This is a genomic window from Bradyrhizobium sp. HKCCYLRH1030, assembly GCF_051168395.1.
Classification (GTDB): domain Bacteria; phylum Pseudomonadota; class Alphaproteobacteria; order Rhizobiales; family Xanthobacteraceae; genus Bradyrhizobium.
In genome coordinates this window covers 77,466-98,022 of the sequence record NZ_JBNPUY010000009.1, presented here as the reverse complement: position 1 = coordinate 98,022, position 20,557 = coordinate 77,466, and the positions used below count along the sequence as shown (strand labels likewise).

At 65.2% G+C, this 20,557-nt stretch carries 17 protein-coding genes and 1 tRNA gene; 12 read left to right on the top strand and 6 right to left on the bottom strand.

Annotated features, from left to right (window positions below):
- Positions 1–13 precede the first annotated feature (13 nt).
- The 3 genes from ACQR1E_RS24875 (at position 14) to ACQR1E_RS24865 (ending at position 2,233) form a co-directional block, all read left to right on the top strand.
- Positions 14–316 (top strand): antibiotic biosynthesis monooxygenase family protein, encoded by a 303-nt coding sequence (locus ACQR1E_RS24875; protein WP_315711517.1) that lies wholly within the window; start codon positions 14–16, stop codon positions 314–316.
- A 37-nt stretch (positions 317–353) separates the two neighbouring features.
- Positions 354–902: an HD domain-containing protein gene (locus tag ACQR1E_RS24870; RefSeq protein ID WP_316226255.1), complete on the top strand. Its 549-nt coding sequence runs from the start codon at positions 354–356 to the stop codon at positions 900–902.
- A 161-nt stretch (positions 903–1,063) separates the two neighbouring features.
- Complete coding sequence (locus tag ACQR1E_RS24865; protein WP_315711520.1) at positions 1,064–2,233, top strand: M20 aminoacylase family protein; 1,170 nt, start codon at positions 1,064–1,066, stop codon at positions 2,231–2,233.
- A gap of 18 nt (positions 2,234–2,251) precedes the next feature.
- On the opposite strand, the gene ACQR1E_RS24860 is transcribed toward ACQR1E_RS24865, so the two are convergent.
- Complete coding sequence (locus tag ACQR1E_RS24860) at positions 2,252–3,400, bottom strand: AI-2E family transporter (RefSeq protein ID WP_434897674.1); 1,149 nt, start codon at positions 3,398–3,400, stop codon at positions 2,252–2,254.
- 234 nt (positions 3,401–3,634) lie between these two features.
- Here ACQR1E_RS24860 and ACQR1E_RS24855 point away from each other — a divergent pair, with 234 nt between their 5' ends.
- From ACQR1E_RS24855 to ACQR1E_RS24845, 3 genes are all read left to right on the top strand, one after another.
- Positions 3,635–4,405 (top strand): gamma-glutamyl-gamma-aminobutyrate hydrolase family protein, encoded by a 771-nt coding sequence (locus ACQR1E_RS24855; protein ID WP_316170105.1) that lies wholly within the window; start codon positions 3,635–3,637, stop codon positions 4,403–4,405.
- A gap of 82 nt (positions 4,406–4,487) precedes the next feature.
- Complete coding sequence (locus tag ACQR1E_RS24850; RefSeq protein ID WP_315750875.1) at positions 4,488–5,096, top strand: hypothetical protein; 609 nt, start codon at positions 4,488–4,490, stop codon at positions 5,094–5,096.
- Positions 5,097–5,124: 28 nt separating this feature from the next.
- The gene (locus ACQR1E_RS24845; protein WP_434897673.1) at positions 5,125–5,820 is read left to right on the top strand and encodes a hypothetical protein; all 696 of its coding nucleotides are present in this window, start codon (positions 5,125–5,127) and stop codon (positions 5,818–5,820) included.
- A gap of 331 nt (positions 5,821–6,151) precedes the next feature.
- Here the strand turns inward: ACQR1E_RS24845 and ACQR1E_RS24840 are convergent, their stop codons facing one another.
- From ACQR1E_RS24840 to ACQR1E_RS24830, 3 genes are all read right to left on the bottom strand, one after another.
- Positions 6,152–6,544, bottom strand: a complete 393-nt coding sequence (locus ACQR1E_RS24840) for a COG4315 family predicted lipoprotein (RefSeq protein ID WP_315711527.1) — start codon at positions 6,542–6,544, stop codon at positions 6,152–6,154.
- A gap of 218 nt (positions 6,545–6,762) precedes the next feature.
- Positions 6,763–8,172, bottom strand: a complete 1,410-nt coding sequence (glnA, locus tag ACQR1E_RS24835) for a type I glutamate--ammonia ligase (RefSeq protein ID WP_006611030.1) — start codon at positions 8,170–8,172, stop codon at positions 6,763–6,765.
- Positions 8,173–8,394: 222 nt separating this feature from the next.
- A complete protein-coding gene (locus ACQR1E_RS24830; RefSeq protein ID WP_009027873.1) occupies positions 8,395–8,733 on the bottom strand; it encodes a P-II family nitrogen regulator in 339 nt (112 codons plus the stop codon).
- A gap of 538 nt (positions 8,734–9,271) precedes the next feature.
- Between ACQR1E_RS24830 and ACQR1E_RS24825 the strand changes: the two genes are divergently transcribed.
- Positions 9,272–10,771 (top strand): NAD(P)H-hydrate dehydratase, encoded by a 1,500-nt coding sequence (locus ACQR1E_RS24825; RefSeq protein ID WP_315750877.1) that lies wholly within the window; start codon positions 9,272–9,274, stop codon positions 10,769–10,771.
- Positions 10,772–10,942: 171 nt separating this feature from the next.
- Here ACQR1E_RS24825 and ACQR1E_RS24820 read toward each other — a convergent pair whose 3' ends face one another.
- Both ACQR1E_RS24820 and ACQR1E_RS24815 read right to left on the bottom strand, forming a co-directional pair.
- Complete coding sequence (locus tag ACQR1E_RS24820; protein ID WP_434844836.1) at positions 10,943–12,025, bottom strand: enolase C-terminal domain-like protein; 1,083 nt, start codon at positions 12,023–12,025, stop codon at positions 10,943–10,945.
- Between the two features lie 27 nt (positions 12,026–12,052).
- On the bottom strand, positions 12,053–13,357 hold the full coding sequence (locus ACQR1E_RS24815) for a multicopper oxidase family protein (protein WP_315827294.1): 1,305 nt from the start codon (positions 13,355–13,357) through the stop codon (positions 12,053–12,055).
- A gap of 174 nt (positions 13,358–13,531) precedes the next feature.
- Between ACQR1E_RS24815 and ACQR1E_RS24810 the strand changes: the two genes are divergently transcribed.
- The 5 genes from ACQR1E_RS24810 (at position 13,532) to lon (ending at position 20,548) form a co-directional block, all read left to right on the top strand.
- Positions 13,532–13,616 (top strand) — tRNA-Leu (locus ACQR1E_RS24810).
- A gap of 172 nt (positions 13,617–13,788) precedes the next feature.
- Positions 13,789–15,147 carry a trigger factor gene (gene tig, locus ACQR1E_RS24805; RefSeq protein WP_315711530.1) on the top strand — a complete coding sequence of 453 codons (1,359 nt, stop codon included), beginning with the start codon at positions 13,789–13,791 and terminating at the stop codon, positions 15,145–15,147.
- A 298-nt stretch (positions 15,148–15,445) separates the two neighbouring features.
- Complete coding sequence (locus ACQR1E_RS24800) at positions 15,446–16,078, top strand: ATP-dependent Clp protease proteolytic subunit (RefSeq protein ID WP_315711531.1); 633 nt, start codon at positions 15,446–15,448, stop codon at positions 16,076–16,078.
- Between the two features lie 444 nt (positions 16,079–16,522).
- Complete coding sequence (gene clpX, locus ACQR1E_RS24795) at positions 16,523–17,797, top strand: ATP-dependent Clp protease ATP-binding subunit ClpX (RefSeq protein ID WP_012044595.1); 1,275 nt, start codon at positions 16,523–16,525, stop codon at positions 17,795–17,797.
- A 327-nt stretch (positions 17,798–18,124) separates the two neighbouring features.
- Positions 18,125–20,548 (top strand): endopeptidase La, encoded by a 2,424-nt coding sequence (gene lon / locus ACQR1E_RS24790; protein WP_315711533.1) that lies wholly within the window; start codon positions 18,125–18,127, stop codon positions 20,546–20,548.
- Positions 20,549–20,557: the final 9 nt, after the last annotated feature.

Here is a 20,557-nt window from a genome sequence, read left to right as displayed (position 1 = left end):
AGGCCGACAGAACATGATCACGGAAATCGCCCAGATCGACGTCAAGCCGGGCACGGAGAAGGATTTCGAGGCCGCGGTCGCGAAAGCACGCGCCGCCTTCGGCCGCTCCAAGGGCTTTCACGGCTTCGAGCTGCACAAATCGATCGAGAAGCCGCAGCGCTACCGCCTGATGGTGAAGTGGGAAACGCTCGAGAACCACACGGTCGATTTCCGCGGCTCGGAGAACTTCACCGAATGGCGTGGCCTGGTCGGGCAGTATTTTGCCAATCCTCCGGATGTCGAGCACACCGAGACGGTGCTGACCTCGGCCGGCTGAGGCCGCGCGTCAGCGCTGCTCCGCCACGGAACACAACATGACGCACGACGATCTGGTCGAAGCCTACTCTGCCGGGGGACGGCACTACCACGATCTTCGCCACGTCCAGGATTGCCTGGACCAGCTCGATCGCGTCGCGGACCTCAGCGTCCGCGAGCGCGAGGTCCTGACGCTGGCGATCTGGTGGCACGACGCCGTGTATGATCCCACGCGGTCCGACAATGAAGAGCAGAGCGCCATCCTTGCCGAGCGTCACGTCGCGCCCGAGCTGCGCGACGAGGTCGGACGCCTGATCCGGCTGACCCGGACGCACGATGTCGCGCCCGACGATCGGCTGGGCGCGCTGCTCGTCTCGATCGATCTCGCCATTCTCGGCGCCGACGAGGCCAGCTACGACGTCTACGCGGATGCGATCCGGCGCGAATATGCGCATGTGCCGGACGACGCCTACCGCGCCGGGCGCGCGGCGGTGCTGGAGCGGTTCGCGCGGCGCCCCGTGATCTATCCAGATGCGGGCTTTGCCGCTGCGCTCGACCAGAAGGCGCGGGCCAACCTCGCGCGCGAGCTGCGCGGCCTTCGATCATAAGCAGGATCGGCTCAGGCGTTTCGCGCGGCCGCGTCGCCGCGGCAATGCAGGCTGCGCAGCATCGCATGTGCTGATAGCGCTTGTCTTTTGCCGTGGCCCGACATGCAATGGGATGACATGCGCGTCGCCATGACGCGCTCCTCATTTTCTGGAACTCCGTCATGCCGATCATCAACCGCGCCGCCGAGCTGGCGGAAGACGCCAAGGTCTGGCGCCGCGATTTCCACCAGCATCCCGAGCTCCAATATGAGGTGCATCGGACGGCCGGGCGCGTCGCCGAGCTCTTGACCTCGTTCGGTGTCGACGAGGTCGTCACCGGCATCGGCCGGACCGGCGTCGTCGGCGTCATCCGCGGCCGCGAGTCGTCGCCGCGGGTGATCGGCCTGCGCGCCGACATGGACGCGCTGCCGCTGCAGGAGGTCAGCGACATCCCGCACAAGTCCACCATTCCCGGCAAGATGCACGCCTGCGGCCATGACGGCCACACCGCGATGCTGCTGGGCGCGGCGCGCTATCTCGCCGAGACGCGCAACTTCGCCGGCACGGCCATCGTCATCTTCCAGCCAGCCGAGGAGGGTGGGGCCGGTGGCCGTGCGATGGTCGAGGATGGCCTGATGGAGCGCTTCGGCATCGAGGAGGTCTACGGCCTGCACAATGCGCCGGGCCTGCCGCTCGGAACGGTCGCGACGCGCACCGGCGCGGTGATGGCCGCGGCCGACACCTTCGAGGTGCGTCTGAAGGGCCTCGGCGGCCACGCCGCGCGGCCGAACAAATGCGTCGATCCGATCATCGCCGGCGCGCAGATCGTGACCGCGCTGCAGACGATCGTGGCGCGCAACGTCGATCCGGTCGAAAGCGCGGTGCTGTCGATCACGCGCTTTCACGCGGGGACGACCGCCGACAACATCATTCCGCAGACCGCTGTCATTGGCGGCACCGTGCGCACGCTCGATGAGGACATCCGCCGCTTGATGGACGAACGCTTCAAGGGCCTGGTGACGGCGCTCGCGAGCGGCATGGGCGTGGAGGCGGAGATCGACTACGAATGGGGCTATCCGGTCGTCATCAACCATGCGGAGCAGACTGCGTTCGCGGCCGACGTGGCGCGCAGCGTCGTCGGGCCGGAACAGGTCATCACCGACATGCCGCCCCGGCTCGGCGGCGAGGACTTCGCCTACATGCTGCAGGCGCGGCCCGGCGCGTTCGTCTTCATGGGCATCGGCGATGGGGCCGGCGTGCATCACCCGGAATATGATTTCAACGACGACGTGATCCCGCACGGCATCAGCTATTGGGCCAAGCTGGTCGAGACCGCGATGCCGGCCGGCTGAGCGGGCTCTGACCGGGCCTCAGATCGCGGCCGCGGCGTCCTTGGTGCGGCGGTCGCTCTTGAAATAGTCGATCATGACCTTGGCGATCGCCATCAGCGGCAGCGCCAGGGTCAGGCCCCAGACGCCGAACACGATGCCGAGCAGGATCTGGAACGCAAACAGCGTGGCCGGCGGGATGTCCAGCGCCTGGCGCTGGATCAGCGGCGTCAGCACGTAGCTCTCCATCGCGTGCACGCCGAGGAACAGCACGAAGGCGCTGACCGCAGCGACCCAGCCGGAGGCGAGGCTCGCCAGCACCACGATGACGCCGGCGATGATCGCGCCGACGGTCGGAATGAACGCCAGCAGGCCGGCCTGGATGCCCAGGATGAACGAGCTCTGCACGCCGATGATGGCGAGGCCGATCCAGGTGACGAGGAAGACTGCGAACATCGTCGTGATCTGGGCGATCAGCCAGCGTTCCAGCGTGTAGCTGATGCGGTCCACGATCACGGTGGCCTGGTCCCGGTACTTCGCCGGCGCCAGGAAAAGCAATCCGCTGCGGTAGACCGCCGGCTGGGCCGCGAAGGCCAATCCCAGGAACAGCACGATGAAGAAGTTGCCGACGGCGCTGACGGTGCCGAGCAGCAGCTTGAAGGTCTGGCTGACGATGGCGCCGCCGGAGGAGGCCAGCGCGCTCGGCGAGGGCAGGCCGCCCGGCAGGCCATGGGACGGCGTCTGGGTCGGTGTGGTCGAGCCGCCATCAGGCGCGGCAGTGGCCGTGCTCGCGGCGTTGAAGTCGAAGAAGCTGGTGTCGATGCCGTTGCGGTCGAGGAAGCCCTTGATGTTGCCGAGCTGCGACTTGATCGTATCGCTCAGCACCTTGGCCTGGTCCGCGATGGTGGTGCCGCCGAGGAAGACGATGCCGACGAGCACGGCCGCGAGCGCCAGGCAGACGATGACGAGCCGCGCCGGATGCGGCCAGGGCAGGACGCGGCCGAGCAGGCTGGTCATCGCGTTGAGCGCGACGCCGAGCAGCATGCCCGCGAACAACAGGAAGATCGCAGCCGCGTAATACCAGGTGAAGGCCATGCCGGCCATGAACAGGGTTACCCCGATGCCGCCCACGGCAATGGCCCAGGCCAGGTCGCTGCGGGCCTGGAGGCGTGGGTCGGCGGGGGCGGTCATGAGGCATCCTCTGTGCTGATCGGCCCCCACACATTGGCGAAAACGGCTGGCGGATCAAGCACAGGCTTGGGGAAGCGGGGTGCTGCAGGACGCTTGCGGGGGTGTCGGAATTGGCATTGGGGACCCGCGTGGCCATATGTTGATCCTGCCGTGCGACGCAGGCATGATTTGTGCCTGCCACACTGGCGGACGCGGCCGCCAACGGCCACATAAGAGGGGAGAGAAACAAAAACAATGAAACGTCCGGTGGTCGGCGTGATCGGCAACAGCCATCGCGTCGAGAACAGGTTCACCGTGCAGATGGTGGGCGAGCGCAACCTGAGCGCCGTGGCCGAGGTCGCGGGCGCGCTACCGCTGATGTTTGCCGGCGTTCCCGAGATCACCGACATCGCCGCGCTGCTCGATGTCGTCGACGGCGTGGTGCTGACCGGCGCCCGCGCCAACGTGCACCCGACCCGCTTCAACACCGAGCCGAGCCTCAAGCACGAGCCCTACGACGTCCATCGCGACGAGGTCGCGCTGCAGCTGTCGGAAGCCTGCGTCTCCAGAGGCATCCCGCTGTTCGGCATCTGCCGCGGCTTGCAGGAGATGAACGTCGCCTTCGGCGGCTCGCTGCATCCGGAGATTCGCGAAATTCCCGGCCGCATGAACCACCGCATGCCGAGGCTGGAGAACGGCGAGATCCATCCCGATCCCAACGTCGTGTTCGCCGATCGCCACGAGGTGCGGCTCGCGCCGGGCGGTGCCTTCGCCAGCATCCTCGGTTGCGACAGCATCAAGGTCAATTCGCTGCATGGTCAGGGCATCCTGGAGCCGGGCGACCGCGTCGTGATCGAGGGCATCGCCGAGGACGGCACCATCGAGGCCATCCGCATCGCGGACGCGCCATCCTTTGCGCTCGGCGTGCAATGGCATGCCGAATATGACCCGCAGAAGAACCCGATCAATCGCAAGCTGTTCGAGGCGTTCGGTGAGGCGGTGAGGAAGCGGCAGCTGTCATCCTGACGTCGGGGCTGAACCGGGTTTCCAAAACGGCAGACGAAGCTGCAGAGACGGCTCATCGTGAGCTCGTCACAAGGAATCCGTGATGCGCCACGTCCTGACTGTCGCCATTGTGCTCCTCGCCGCTCCGGCCTTGGCCCAAGGCACGCCGCCGATGGAAGGCCCGATCACCTGCTCGTCGCCGGTCGCGGCCACCGATTCGGCAAACAGCCTCAAGCAGCGCTATGGCGACGAGGCCGTGGTTCAGGATCTGCCGGGCGCCGAGGGCGAGACCTACAAGGGCCTCGTGCTGTTTCCGCGGGCGATGGACCGGCGCATCGAGGTCGGCTTCATCGACGATAAGGTCGCGACGGTGTCCGGGCTCACCTTGCGCGATACGGCCAAGACGAGCCGCTGGAGCGTGGCCGGCATCACCATCGGGGCCAGCCTCGTCGAGGTCCAGAAGGCCAATGGCAAGTCGTTCGTCGTGAGCGGCTTCGGCTGGGACTATGGCGGCTTCGTCACCGACTTCAAGAACGGCGCGCTGGGACGCATCCTGCCGGGCGGCTGCTCGATCACCGTGCGCTTCGGCAAGGACAAGGACCCACCGCGAGCGCTCTCGGGCGATGGCGTGAAGGTGTCGTCCGACAATCCGGCGCTGGTGAAATTCGCGCCCGTCGTCACCGAGATCGGCATCAATTTCGCCGCGAAGTGATGGCTTCATAGTCGCAGGACTGACCGGGATGAGCATGCGCCGAACGAGCTTGTTGTTGATGCTTCTGGCTGCGCCGGCATGGGCACAGACCGCGCCGCCTGCCGATGGGCCGATCACCTGCACCTCGCCGGTGTCGGTCACGGACTCCGCCAAGAGCCTGATGCAGCGCTACGGCCAGGAGGCGGTGGTAGACGACCAGTTGTTCACCGGGGTGGAGGACATCACCTATCAAGGCGTCGTGCTGTCGCCAAAAGTGCCGGACTGGCGTATCGAGATCGGCTTTGCTGACGAGACGATGCGGCGGGTGTCACGTCTCACCTTGATCGACTCCAAGACGAGTCATTGGAACGTTGCCGGCGTGACGCTCGGCTCCACTTTGGCCGAGGTGCAGAAGATCAATGGCAGGCCGTTTCTGATCCGCGAGTTCTTCACCGATGGTGGCGGCTTCGTTGTCGACTGGAAAGGCGGCACGCTGAGCCGTCCTTTGCCGGGTGGATGCTCCGTCAGCGTTCGCTTCGGCAGTGACGACCACGAGGGAAACCCGATCGGTGATCGCATCCGACAAGGCGGAGTTGCGCAAATGGGGACCGGTGGTCGAGCAGATCGTGGTGAGGTTTCCCGAGAAATAGCGGCTGAATGCGCCCTCGGGCCTCATGGTTCGAGACGGCGCGCACTTCTGTCGGATGATCTCATTGACTCATGGGCGCGCGCCTCCTCACCATGAGGAGAAACCGCGGCCTCGCGCGACCTCCATCTCCTCATCCTTAAGGAGCTTGGCGATAGCCGAGCGTCTCGAAGGACGAGTCCCGTTGGATCATCGTAGATGAGCAGCCACCAACAAAAGGCGCCCGGTGAAGGGCGCTGGGGGCAGGGGTGGTGCGGCAAGATCTCCATCAGGAAAGCTTGCCGCGTTTCTCGATAGCCACGACAACGCAGCGCTCGTCAATGGGCGCCGGTCGCAGGCGCGTCCGGCGGATTCTCCGAGAGCGGCCGTCTCCTACGGCCAAGCCCAATCCGTGCAGTTCGTCCCGCGCGTGGCGAGAGCGCAGCTCCGCTCAGGGCTTTGCGAGATGCCAGGCGTTGTTCAGGAAGCCGTCGCCTGTGATGTCGCCGGGCTTCTGATCCTTGGCGAAGGTGTAGAGCGGCTTGCCCTTGTAAGCCCACTGCCTGGAGCCGTCGTCCCGGGTGATGATGGTGTAGTTGGCGTCGGCCTTGTCGCTGGCTTCGGCTTTCAGGACCGGCCAGTTGGTCGCGCAGGGACCGTTGCAGGCTGATTTGCCGTCGACGTCCTTGTCGAACGTGTAGAGCGTCATGCCCTTGTTGTCGGTGAGGATGTCACCCTTCGTGCTGCTGCCGCTCTTGGTTGGAGGCGCCGCGCTGGCGGACGAGATCGCCGCGAGTGAGATTGCGGCGGTCAGGAAGAGGCGCGAGATCGAAAGCCTGGTCATTCGAAATCTCCCAATGCATGTGGATCACAGGGATAGAAACTCATTCCGGCCCGATCTATTCCTTGCGCCTGTCCCTATTCGTCATTGGGAGGAATGTCGTACCGCCGTTCTGGCGCTCATGCCGGCCTTGGCATTCGCAGCACGGCACTGCGACACCAATGAAAAGGGCGCCCCGTGAGGGGCGCCCTGGTGTCGTCATCCGCCGATCAATCGGGCTGTCAGCCCGAGTAGTACATGTCGAATTCGACCGGGTGCGGGGTCATTTCGAAGCGCTCGACCTCGGTCATCTTCAGCGCGATGTAGCTGTCGATGAAGTCGTCGTCGAACACGCCGCCGGCCTTCAGGAAGGCGCGGTCCTTGTCGAGGTTCTCGAGCGCCTCGCGCAAGCTGCCGCAGACGGTCGGGATCTGCTTCAGCTCCTCCTTCGGCAGGTCGTAGAGGTCCTTGTCCATCGCCGGGCCCGGATCGAGCTTGTTCTTCACGCCGTCGAGGCCGGCCATCAGCATCGCGGCAAAGCCGAGATAGGGATTGGCGAGCGGATCGGGGAAGCGGACCTCGACGCGCTTGGCCTTCGGCGACGAGGTATAGGGGATGCGGCAGGACGCCGAGCGGTTGCGCGCGGAGTAGGCGAGCAGCACCGGCGCCTCATAGCCCGGGACCAGACGCTTGTAGGAGTTGGTCGACGGGTTGGTGAAGGCGTTGATGGCCTTGGCGTGCTTGATGATGCCGGCGATGTAGGACAGGCAGGTCTCCGACAGGTCGGAGTACTTGTTGCCCGCGAACACCGGCTTGCCGTCCTTCCAGATCGACTGGTGGACGTGCATGCCCGAGCCGTTGTCGCCATAGACCGGCTTCGGCATGAAGGTGGCGGTCTTGCCGTAGATGTGCGCGACCTGATGGATGCAGTATTTGTAGATCTGCATCTGGTCGGCCATCAAGGTCAGCGTGTCGAACTTCATGCCGAGCTCGTGCTGGGCCGACGCCACTTCGTGATGGTGCTTCTCGACCTTGACGCCCATGCGCGCCATGGCGCCGAGCATCTCCGAGCGCATGTCCTGCACCGAGTCCTGCGGCGGCACCGGGAAATAGCCCGCCTTGGTGCGGATGCGGTGGCCGAGATTGCCGCCCTCATATTCGGTGTCGGAGTTGGTCGGCAGCTCCGAGGAGTCCAGGCGGAAGCCGGTGTTGTACGGCGACGAGCTGTAGCGCACGTCGTCGAATACGAAGAACTCGGCTTCGGGGCCGACGAACACGGTGTCGCCCACGCCCATCGACTTCACCATCGCCTCAGCCTTCTTGGCGATGCCGCGGGGGTCGCGGTTGTACGGCTCGCCGGTGGTCGGCTCGAGCACGTCGCAGGTGATGATCATGGTGGTCTCGGCGAAGAACGGATCGATCGTCGCGGTCACCGGGTCGGGCATCAGGCACATGTCGGATTCATTGATCGCCTTCCAGCCGGCGATCGAGGAGCCGTCGAACATCGTGCCTTCGGCAAAAATGTCTTCGTCGATCATGCTGACGTCGAAGGTCACGTGCTGCCACTTGCCCCGCGGGTCGGTGAAGCGGAGGTCGACGTATTTGACGTCATTGTCCTTGATTGCTTTCAAGACGTCCTTGGCGGTCTTCATGAATACCCCTCTTGGCTTATAACGTCACGGCCCGGCGCGGGACGGCGTCCGCGGGTCATGCTCCATAGCCTCGTGCGGGAGCCAAGACAACATCGGAAACGGCAAAACGGCCGCGTGCAAGCGCCTCGCAGAGGACACTCGAGCTGCCGTGGGGGCTGCTGGCGCAGCAAACGTTCCGTGGGGGGCCCGGAGCGGACGGTCCGTTGAGGCCCCCCGGTCAGGCTAGATCGCGTCCAGCCCGGATTCTCCGGTTCGGATGCGGATGGCTTCCTCGATGTTGGACACGAAGATCTTGCCGTCGCCGATGCGGCCGGTCTGGGCGGCGCGGCGGATCGCCTCGATCGCGCGCTCGACCAAATCGTCGCCGATCACGATCTCGATCTTCACCTTGGGCAGGAAATCAACGATGTATTCGGCGCCCCGGTAGAGCTCGGCATGGCCTTTTTGCCGGCCGAAACCCTTCGCTTCGGTAACGGTGATGCCCTGAAGTCCCACCTCCTGAAGCGCCTCCTTCACCTCGTCGAGCTTGAACGGCTTGATGATGGCTTCGATCTTCTTCACTGAGCGCCTCCCGGGCATTCCGCTATAAACAACATGTGGGTCATCGTCAGGCTGCGCCCACGCGCAAGTCGTTCGATCATTTCGTTACCGGGCCCAACACTCTCCGGCGGAGGCCCGGTGATTGATTGCCCGACTTGCCCCGTGCCGAAGTGGCTCCACAAAAGCAGGGTCTATGCCAAGTCGTTAACGGGCCCAAATGGAGCCGATATTCAGGCATTTCACCAGCACCCGACGATTCCCTCAAGGAACGTCTAGAATACCGGAGCCTTGAGATTAGGCAAACAGATCAAACATTGTGCAGGTCTTGACGGCGGAGCCGCGCGTTGTCCGAAATGCCCAGGGAAAAGGCGACGTGCCGGGTTTCGTTGCGTCTTGCCAGATGTGCAGCGCCCTTGGAAGTTGCGGGCTGCCGCGGCAATAGGGAGCGCGGGATTCGCCCGCACCGGCTCCGAGGGACGGGGCGCCGACGTCCGCTGCGAGGCGACGGGGACGACATCACGCAGCCGGCGCAAGACGGCGGCTGGGGACGAGAGCGGTAATGGACATCTTGACCACGAGCGAAATGGAGCGCGCCGACCGGCTGACCATCGCGGCCGGCACGCCGGGCTTTTCGCTGATGCTGAGCGCCGGACAGGCGGTGGCCGAGGCGGCCATGGACCTGGTCGAGACCGGGCCGATCGTGGTCGTGTGTGGGCCGGGCAACAATGGCGGCGACGGCTTCGTTGCCGCGGCCGAGCTCGCCGCGCAGGGCAGGGACGTGTCGGTCATCCTGATGTGCGAGCGCGACGCGCTGCACGGCGACGCGGCCTCCGCCGCCAAGGGCTGGAAGTTTCCGGTGCTGCCGTTCACGCCGCAGGCGATCGGCAAGCCGGCGCTGATCATCGACGCGCTGTTCGGCGCAGGTCTCAGCCGGCCCGTCACCGGCGAGCCCCATGACGTCATCGCAGCGATCAACGGCAATGGCGCGCCGGTGCTCGCCGTCGACCTGCCGAGCGGCATCAACGGCACCACGGCCGCGGTGATGGGCATCGCGGTCCGCGCCACCGAGACGGTGACCTTCTTCCGCAAGAAGCCGGCGCACCTGCTGCTGCCGGGCCGCCAGCATTGCGGGCGCGTCCGGCTCGCCGACATCGGCATCGATCCCCAGGTGCTCGCCGAGATCAGGCCGCAGGCCTTCGAGAACGATCCCGAGCTGTGGCAGGGCCATTTTCCGGTGCCACGCATCGACGGCCACAAATACGCCCGCGGGCACGTGCTGGCGATGTCCGGCGACGTCACCGCCACGGGCGCGGCGCGGATGGCCGCGCGGGCCGCATTGCGGGCGGGCGCCGGCCTGGTCACGCTGGCCTCGCCGCGCGATGCGCTGGCGGTCAATGCTGCGGCGCTGACGGCGGTGATGGTGCGCGCCGCCGACACCGCGATCGAGTTCGGCGAGCTGCTCGGCGACAAGCGCTACAACACCTGCATCATCGGGCCCGGAACGGGCGTCAGCGAGCGCACGCGCGACCTCGTCTTCACCGCGCTGTCGGCGCAGCGTCATCTCGTGCTCGATGCCGACGCATTGACGAGCTTCGCCGATGCGCCGGAGCGGTTGTTCGAGCAGATCAGGGCGATGGCCGACGCGCAGATCGTGCTGACGCCGCACGAGGGCGAATTCCCGCGCCTGTTCTCGGATCTCAGCAACAAGCATCCCGGCCGCTCCAAGCTGGAGCGCGTCCGCGCGGCGGCCGTGCGCTGCGGCGCCGTGGTGCTGTTGAAGGGCGCCGACACGACGGTGGCCGCGCCCGACGGCCGCGCCGCGATCGCCGCCAACGCGCCGCCCTGGCTCGCCACCGCCGGCGCCGGCGACGTGCTCGCCGGCATCATCGCCGGCTTGCTGGCGCAGGGTGTGCCGGCGTTCGAGGCCGCCTGCATCGGCGTCTGGATGCATGGCGAGGCGGGCAACGAGGCGGGACCGGGGCTGATCGCGGAGGATCTGACGGAGACCTTGCCTGCGGTGTTCCGGCGGCTCTATGACCGGTTCGGCGTCGAGTATTGATTAGGGGCGAGTCGTCGCCTCAACCACGCTGTCATGCCCGCGAAGGCGGGCATCCAGTACGCCGCGGCCTATCGATTTAGCCACCGATGTCTCGGCGTACCGGATCGCCCGGTCGCGGGTGATGACAGTTGGGGGTGAGGCGGCGACGGCGCGTCCTGCTCTTGGCTGTGCTCACGTCACCTGATATTTCGCCACCGCGCTCTCGTTCCAGGCGAGGCCGAGGCCGGGACCTTTGGCTGTCACCTTGCCATCCACCACCCGCAGCGGCTCGGCGAGAATGGCGCCGGCGAAGTCCAGCACCTCGAGCCAGTGCGCCGTCGGCGTCACTGCCAGCACATGGGCGCTCGCCTCGGGCAGGATGTGGCTCGACATCGGGATCGAGGCGGCGTCGGCTTGCCCCGCGACGTTGAGCCAGCCGGTGATGCCGCCGACCTTCATCAGGTCGGGCATGATGAAGTCGGAGGCGCCGGCGGCGATCGCCTCGGCAAAGCCGCGCGGAAACCACCAGTTTTCGCCGGCCTGGATCGGGATCTCCGAGCGCTCGCGCACCCGGGCATGGCCGGAGAGGTTTTCCTGCGGCACCGGCTCCTCGATCCAGGTCAGGTCGTAGGCAGCAAGGTTGGTAATTCGACGTGTCGCCTCAGCGGGATCGAGCGACTGGTTGAAGTCGAGCATCAGCGCCGTGTCCGGGCCGAGCAGGGCGCGCAGGCCCTTGATCATCGCTTCGTCGGTCGCGAGATCGCCATGACCGCCCTTGGTCTTGATGGCGCGGAAGCCGTGCTCGTCGCGCGCGGCGCGCAAGGTGCGCTCGTCGTCCTTGGCATCGAGCACGCCATAGCTGTCATAGGCCGGAATCGGCCGCGCCGTGCCGCCGAGCAGCTCGACGACGGGCTTGCCCGCGAGCTGACCGAGCGCATCCCAGAACGCCATGTCGAGGCCCGAGACGGCCATGCCGACGAGGCCCTGCCAGCCGAGCAGGCGGAATTTGGCGTCCATGAGTTTCATCAGGTCGAACGGGACCAGGGCTTGGCCCTTGAGCTCTCGGCCGATCTCCTCGACCAGATGCAGCAGCGGTTTCAAGGCGAGCCTGGTGTAAGCGAACAGGTAGGAATGGCCGGTAACCCCCTGATCGGTTGCGACGTCGATCAGCACCAGCGGTCCGGAGTCGATGATCCCGAACGCGTTGCGCAGGGGGCGCTTCATGGGCGTGATCACGGCGCGCGCCGTGACCCCTGTGATGGCGGCAGTGGTCATGGGGACTGTTCCCTCAGGTTCGTTTCCTCACCTGATCTCATACCACCGCAGCAGCCGCGGCGCCGCCCAGTTGGTCGCCATGCTCTCGACCAGGAATCGGCCGGATTGCTCGGCAAGGAATGCAATGCGCTGGGTCTGGCCGGCCTCCAGCGCCAGCGTGTCGAGCCAATAGGGCTTCCAGCCGTCGTCGAGCCGGTCGAGCAGCCGAAACGGCTGGCCATGAAGGTGGACCACATGGGTGCCGGCGGTCTTGTTCGCCAATGCCAGCACGACCACTTGGCCGGCCTTGGCCTGGAAGGTGGGGGCGCCGGCGGCGTTGAACGCGGCGGGCGGTTGCCAGCCGGCGCCGTCGAGCGCGAGCTCGGCCCGAGCGGCGGTCCTCAGGTCCAGCTTGTCCGGCAACCCGTTCGACGGCAAAGGCGGCGCCGGCGGCGGTGGGGCGGCACGGAGCGGCGGCTCGCTCGACGCCACCAGCCGGGCGAGGGGACGCGGATTGCTGCCGTCGTGCAGCAGCACGGCCAGCACCGTCTTGGCGGCGGGCATGTCGATGAAGACGTCGGTGCGGCCGCCGGGCGGCAGCACCACCGCGCCATTTCGAGCCAGGAAAGGCTCGGCCGGCTGGCCGTCGATGGCCATCACGCGGACGGCGTCGAGGTCGGCGATTTTGATCGCGATCACAGCGCGTTGACAGCCGTTGATGAACCGCAGCCTGACCCGCTCATGGGTCCGCAGCGCGATCTCGGGCAGGACGTGCCCATTGACGGTGTAGATGAGCTCGGTGTCTCGCGCTTCGGTTCCTGGCGCAACCGCGGTGCCGTCCGCCTTGAGCCTGAAATCCTCGACCAGGAAAATTTCGTCGCGGTCGACAGTTACCGTCGCGGCCTCATCGACGATGACAGGCAGCGGGCGGATCGGCACGGCGTCGGCGAGCAGCCGCAGGTCGAGCAGGCCGGTCCCGGCGCGCGACGCCAGGGCTGGAATGGTGGCCCGGCCGCCGGGGCCGATCTCCGCCTGCGCCAGCAGCGGTGCGGGCAAAGCGAGGCCGCGGCTGGACAATGCGGCCGGGATCGAAAGGCCATTCGAAAGGTCAAGGTCGAGCGCCGTGCCGCGGGCGAGCCGGACCACCGGGGCCGGTGCAGCCAGCCGCCAGAGCGGGCTGGCCGAACGTCCCTGGGCCAGCACGAGAGATTCGCCGCGAGCGCTCAACGAAACCGAGATTCGGCCACCGGCCCGAGCCGAGCGGGCAAACGAGGCCGCGCCGGCTGCCGCAAGGCCGCCGAGCAGGGCGCGGCGGCTGAGCCCCTCCGACGGTTCCGTCATGCGACAAAACATCGTGCGATGAGGGGGATGCGGATCATGCTGTTTTCCCTTATCTGTGCGTGCGACACGGTCGATCGGCCTGCCGGTGGTGCTTTCGACAGCCCATTTTTTTGCTGCGGACGGTTTCGTGCGTGGTATAAGCCGCGCCGCCCGCGGCACCGCGGCCGGGCTATCGATGCAGTTCACGCGGGCGTGGCGGAACTGGTAGACGCGCTGGATTTAGGTTCCAGTGACGAAAGTTGTGGGGGTTCGAGTCCCTCCGCCCGCACCAAGCGCTTCTCCGGCGTTTGCCCCAAGTTTTACCGGCAGACCCGCTCTCTCGCACAGAGAAGCGGGGCCGCCGATCCCACCGGCGCAAAGCCTTTTGCTGCGCGTCGTCCACAATTGAGTCAGATGTGTCCGGATCGCAAGGGTTCGGACCGAAGCGGAAGAAGATTGACGCCATGCAGGTCACAGAAACCTTGTCGGAAGGCTTGAAGCACGAGTTCCAGATCAGCGTTCCGGCGGCGGATCTCGACGCCAAGGCGGACGCCAAGCTGGTCGATCTCAAGGACAAGGTCCGCATCAACGGCTTCCGCCCCGGCAAGGTGCCGGTCGCGCATCTGAAGAAGATCTATGGCAAGTCGGTCATGGCGGAGACCATCGACCAGACCATCCGCGACACCAACACGCAGATCTTCACCGAGCGCGGCTTCCGCCTCGCCACCGAGCCGAAGGTGACGATGCCGACGGAGGAGGCCGAGGTCGAGAAGATCCTCTCCGGCCAGTCGGACCTGACCTACACCGTGGCCGTCGAGGTCGTGCCGGCGATTGCGCTCGCCGACTTCAAGACCTTCTCGGTCGAGAAGCCGGTGGCCGACATCACCGATGCCGATGTCGACGAGGCGATCAAGCGCCTGGCCGATGCCAACCGCAGCTACGCGGCGAAGGCCGAGGGCGCGAAGGCCGCGAGCGGTGACCGCGTGAAGATCAACTTCAAGGGCACGATCGACGGCGTCGCCTTCGAGGGCGGCACGGGTGAGGGCATCGACGTCGTGATCGGCTCGAACACCTTCATTCCCGGCTTCGAGGACCAGCTGATCGGTATCGGCGTCGGCGAGACCCGCACGCTGAAGGTCACGTTCCCGACCAATTATCTCAACAACGAGCTGGCCGGGAAGGCGGCGGAGTTCGAAACCACCGCCACCGCCATCGAGGCGCCCGAAGACAAGGTGGTGGACGATGAGTTCGCCAAGACGCTCGGCCTCGAATCGCTCGACAAGCTGAAGCAGTTGATGCGCGATCGTCTCGCCGGCGAGTTCAGCCAGGCGACCCGCCAGCGCGTCAAGCGCGCGCTGCTCGACCGTCTCGACGAGACCCACAAGTTCGATGCACCGCCGTCGCTGATCGACGAGGAGTTCAACCTGATGTGGAACTCGGTCAAGGCCGAGATGGATTCCAGCGGCAAGACCTTCGCCGACGAGAACACCACCGAGGACAAGGCGAAGGAGGAGTACCGCACCATCGCCGACCGCCGCGTGCGCCTCGGCCTCGTGCTGTCGGAGATCGGCGAGAAGAACAAGATCACCGTGACCGACGACGAGGTCAGCCGCGCCGTGATCGAGCGTGCGCGCTCGATGCCGGGCCGCGAGAAGGAGGTCTGGGACTTCTATCGCAGCAACCCGCAGGCGCTCGCGCAGCTGCGCGCGCCAATCTACGAGGACAAGGTCGTCGACTTCATCCTCGAACTCGCCAACGTGACCGAGAAGAAGGTCTCCAAGGACGAGCTGTTCAAGGACGACGACAGCGACAAGGCGGCCTGATCAGGCTGTCCATCGTAGGGTTCGCGACATAAGCGCGAGATTAAGGTTGACCGGCGAAAGCGCCGGTCGTCCAGGTTCCGGCGCTGGCCGCCGCCGCGGGAATCAGCTTGAACAGGGCAACGACCTCGCTTGCGGCGGCCCAGGGCACCCGGTCTTGTCACCGGCAAATTGGTCCATATCTGTGGGCTCGGTCTTGAAGTTCTGCATCACGGGACACCTGTCCGTCGCTGCTCGTTGAAATGAGCCTCACCTGCGGCGGCCGGTCGTCTCAACTGCTGGTCCAACCCTTGGGTGATTCATGCGCGATCCCGTCGAAACCTATATGAACCTTGTGCCTATGGTGGTCGAACAGACCAACCGCGGCGAGCGCGCCTACGACATCTTCTCGCGCCTCCTGAAGGAGCGCATCATCTTCGTGACCGGTCCGGTCGAGGACGGCATGGCGACCCTGATCGTCGCTCAGCTCCTGTTCCTCGAGGCCGAGAACCCGAAGAAGGAAATCGCGATGTACATCAACTCGCCCGGTGGCGTGGTGACGTCGGGCCTCGCGATCTACGACACGATGCAGTTCATCCGTCCGGCGGTGTCGACGCTGTGCACCGGCCAGGCGGCCTCGATGGGCTCGCTGCTGCTCTGTGCCGGCCACAAGGACATGCGCTTCTCGCTGCCGAACTCGCGCATCATGGTGCATCAGCCGTCCGGCGGGTTCCAGGGCCAGGCGACCGATATCATGCTGCACGCCCAGGAGATCCTGAACCTGAAGAAGCGGCTGAACGAGATCTACGTCAAGCACACCGGCCAGCCCTACAAGGCGATTGAGGACGCCCTGGAGCGCGACAAGTTCCTCACGGCGGAAGCCGCCCAGGAGTTCGGCCTGATCGACAAGGTCATCGACAAGCGGCCGGAAGATCCGGCGGCGATGGGCAAGTGAGCCAACAGTAAGCGACGCGGGGCCCGATGGACGGGCCTGGGGGATGTAACGGCGGCTCCTTTACCGGCTTCGGTCGGCAAAGGTGCTGAGGTAGGGTCCCAAAAGAGCCGCAACCTTGCCGTGCGGCCGGCAAATAGGCGTGGCAAACACGCAACGCTCCGCTGATTTCGCGTGTTATTGCCGTGTCAAGCCCCAAAATCACGGTAATGTCACGGTCTAGGGTCTGTGCTCCGATTAGCGAATTCTTGATAGTCGGATGACAGCATGATTGGCTAGAGTGTCGAGTTATGGATCGTGGGGGATTCGCGTAGGTCGTGGGTGCACGACAGGTGAAGAACAAGGTGTTAATTTTGGTACGAAATTTGCTCTTTCACCAGTCTGGTCCGGCCCGTGCCGGATCGGGACGAACGAGCGGACAAGAGCGAACCGCGGACGGAGACAGGAATGAGTAAGGTCGGCACGAGCGACTCGAAGAACACGCTATATTGCTCGTTCTGCGGCAAGAGCCAGCACGAAGTCCGCAAACTGATCGCAGGTCCAACCGTCTTCATCTGCGACGAGTGCGTCGAACTCTGCATGGACATCATCCGCGAGGAGAACAAGTCCTCGCTGGTCAAGTCGCGCGACGGGATTCCGACCCCGAAGGAGATCTGCAAGGTTCTCGACGATTACGTGATCGGTCAGAACCATGCGAAGAAGGTGCTCTCGGTCGCCGTCCACAACCACTACAAGCGGCTGAATCACCAGACCAAGCACTCGGACGTCGAACTCGCGAAGTCGAACATCCTGCTGATCGGTCCGACCGGCTCGGGCAAGACGCTGCTCGCCCAGACGCTCGCCCGCATCCTGGACGTGCCGTTCACGATGGCGGATGCGACGACCCTGACCGAGGCCGGCTATGTCGGTGAGGACGTCGAGAATATCATCCTGAAGCTGTTGCAGGCGGCCGACTACAATGTCGAGCGCGCGCAGCGTGGCATTGTCTACATCGACGAGATCGACAAGATCAGTCGCAAGTCGGACAATCCCTCGATCACCCGCGACGTGTCGGGCGAGGGCGTCCAGCAGGCGCTGCTCAAGATCATGGAGGGTACGGTTGCGTCGGTTCCGCCGCAGGGCGGCCGCAAGCATCCGCAGCAGGAGTTCCTGCAGGTCGACACCACCAACATCCTGTTCATCTGCGGTGGTGCGTTCTCCGGCCTCGAGAAGATCATCTCGGCGCGCGGCCGGTCGACCTCGATCGGCTTCGCCGCCCAGGTTCTGGCGCCGGAGGACCGCCGCACCGGCGAGATCTTCCGTCACGTCGAGCCTGAGGATCTCCTGAAGTACGGCCTGATCCCCGAGTTCGTCGGCCGTCTTCCGGTCGTTGCGACGCTCGAGGACCTCGACGAGAACTCGCTGAAGAAGATCCTGACCGAGCCCAAGAACGCGCTGGTGAAGCAGTATCAGCGGCTGTTCGAGATGGAGAACATCGAGCTCACCTTCGCCGACGAGGCGCTGGGCGCGGTGGCGCGCAAGGCCATCGAGCGCAAGACCGGCGCGCGTGGTCTGCGGTCGATCCTCGAGAGCATCCTGCTCGAGACGATGTTCGACCTGCCGGGTCTCGAGGGTGTCGAGGAAGTGGTCATCTCGCGTGAAGTGGTCGAGGGCACCGCCCGCCCGCTGTACATTTACGCCGATCGCTCCGATCGCGCGGTGGAAAGCAGCGCCAGCGCGTGAGGCGCGCTGGTACGAGAGACAGAAGACCTCGATTTATTAGATCGGCGATCGCCGCGGACGTCATGTCCGCGGCATCGCAGCGTTTCAGCGTCCCGCCGCGTAAAGCCATTTTTGGCGGGTGTTTACCGATACTTGACACCCCCCGGGTCGATAGCCACCTAATGTCGCGTGGCGATACAAATCTCAATCCCGGGATTCGCCTCAACAACGATCCGAAACAAGCGGGCGATATCGACGCGTCAGTGATGTCCGGATCAGATCGCACCTTGTGGCGGTTGCGCACGATGGCGGACTGCGTGCAAGGGGGCTAAACAAAAGGAACAGGCCATGACGACCCCCAAACCCCGGCCGACCATCGTTTACGGCGAGAGCCACGCCTATCCGGTTCTGCCGCTCCGCGACATCGTCGTCTTCCCGCACAACATCGTTCCGCTGTTCGTCGGCCGCGAGAAATCCATCCGCGCCCTCGAAGAGGTGATGAAGAACGACGCGCTGGTGATGCTCGCGACGCAGAAGAACGCGTCCGACGACGATCCAGCTCCGGATGCGATCTACGAGACCGGGACGCTCGCCAGCGTGCTGCAACTCCTGAAGCTGCCCGACGGCACCGTGAAGGTGCTGGTCGAGGGCCTGGAGCGCGCGCGCGTCGAGAAATACACCGATCGTGCCGACTACTACGAAGCCACTGCCGTTGCGCTCGAGGACACCGACGCCAAGTCGGTCGAAGCCGAGGCACTCGGGCGCTCCGTCGTGTCGGATTTCGAGAGCTATGTGAAGCTGAACAAGAAGATCTCTGCAGAGGTCGTCGGCGTCGTTCAGTCGATCACCGATTTCGGTAAGCTGGCCGACACCGTCGCCTCGCATCTCGCCGTCAAGATCGCCGATCGCCAGGGCATCCTGGAGACGCTGTCCGTCACCACGCGCCTGGAGAAGGTGCTGGGCCTGATGGAGAGCGAGATCTCGGTGCTGCAGGTCGAGAAGCGCATCCGCTCGCGTGTCAAGCGCCAGATGGAGAAGACCCAGCGCGAGTACTACCTGAATGAGCAGATGAAGGCCATTCAGAAGGAGCTGGGCGACGAGGACGGCCGCGACGAGCTCGCCGATCTGGAAGAGCGCATCAACAAGACCAAGCTCTCCAAGGAAGCGCGCGAGAAGGCCCAGCATGAGCTGAAGAAGCTGCGCCAGATGTCGCCGATGTCCGCGGAAGCGACCGTCGTGCGCAACTATCTGGATTGGCTGCTGTCGATCCCGTGGAACAAGAAGTCCAAGGTGAAGAAGGATCTGGAGGCCGCGCAGGCGGTTCTGGATGCGGATCACTATGGGCTGGAGAAGGTCAAGGACCGTATCGTCGAGTATCTGGCGGTGCAGTCGCGCGCCAACAAGCTGACCGGCCCGATCCTGTGCCTGGTCGGACCTCCCGGCGTCGGCAAGACCTCGCTCGGCAAGTCGATCGCGAAGGCCACCGGCCGCGAGTTCGTTCGCGTGTCGCTGGGCGGAGTGCGCGACGAGGCGGAGATCCGCGGTCATCGCCGGACCTATATCGGCTCGATGCCCGGCAAGATCATCCAGTCGATGCGCAAGGCCAAGACCTCGAACCCGCTGTTCCTCTTGGACGAGATCGACAAGATGGGCTCGGACTTCCGGGGTGACCCGTCGTCGGCGCTGCTGGAGGTCCTGGACCCCGAGCAGAACACGACCTTCAACGATCACTATCTGGAGGTCGACTACGACCTGTCGAACGTCATGTTCATCACGACCGCGAATACGCTGAATATTCCCGGGCCGCTGATGGACCGCATGGAGATCATCCGCATCGCGGGCTACACCGAGACCGAAAAGCTCGAGATCGCCCGCAAGCACCTGATCCCCAGCGCGATCTCCAAGCACGGACTGGACTCGAAGGAGTGGTCGATCGACGACGACGCATTGCTGCTCGTGATCCGGCGCTACACCCGCGAAGCGGGCGTACGTAATCTGGAGCGTGAGATTTCCACACTGGCCCGCAAGGCCGTGAAGGAGCTCATGATGTCCAAGAAGAAGTCGGTGAAGATCACCGAGAAGACCGTCGAGGAATTCTTGGGTGTTCCGAAGTTCCGCTTCGGTGAGATCGAGAGCGACGATCAGATCGGGATCGTCACGGGTCTGGCATGGACCGATGTCGGCGGTGAGCTGCTCACCATTGAAGGCGTCATGATGCCCGGCAAGGGCAAGATGACGGTGACGGGCAATCTGCGCGACGTCATGAAGGAGTCGATCTCGGCGGCGGCGTCCTACGTCCGCTCGCGGGCGATCGTCTACGGCATCGAGCCGCCGATGTTCGACCGCCGCGACATCCACGTCCACGTTCCGGAGGGGGCGACCCCGAAGGACGGTCCGTCGGCGGGCGTCGCGATGGCAACCGCAATCATCTCGGTCATGACGGGCATTCCGATCCGTCACGACGTCGCGATGACCGGTGAGATCACCTTGCGTGGTCGCGTGCTGCCGATCGGCGGTCTGAAGGAGAAGCTCCTGGCCGCGGCCCGCGGCGGCATCAAGACGGTGCTGATCCCCGAGGACAACGCCAAGGATCTCACGGAGATTTCCGATGCGATCAAGGGCGGCATGGAGATCATCCCGGTCTCCCGTCTCGACGACGTCGTCGCCCGGGCCCTGGTCCGCAAGCCGGTGCCGATCGTCTGGGAAGAGGACACCAAGGTCCCGGTGAAGGCCGATGGCGACGAAGCCGCCGGCGGCCTGACCGCCCACTGAGGTCCGAAC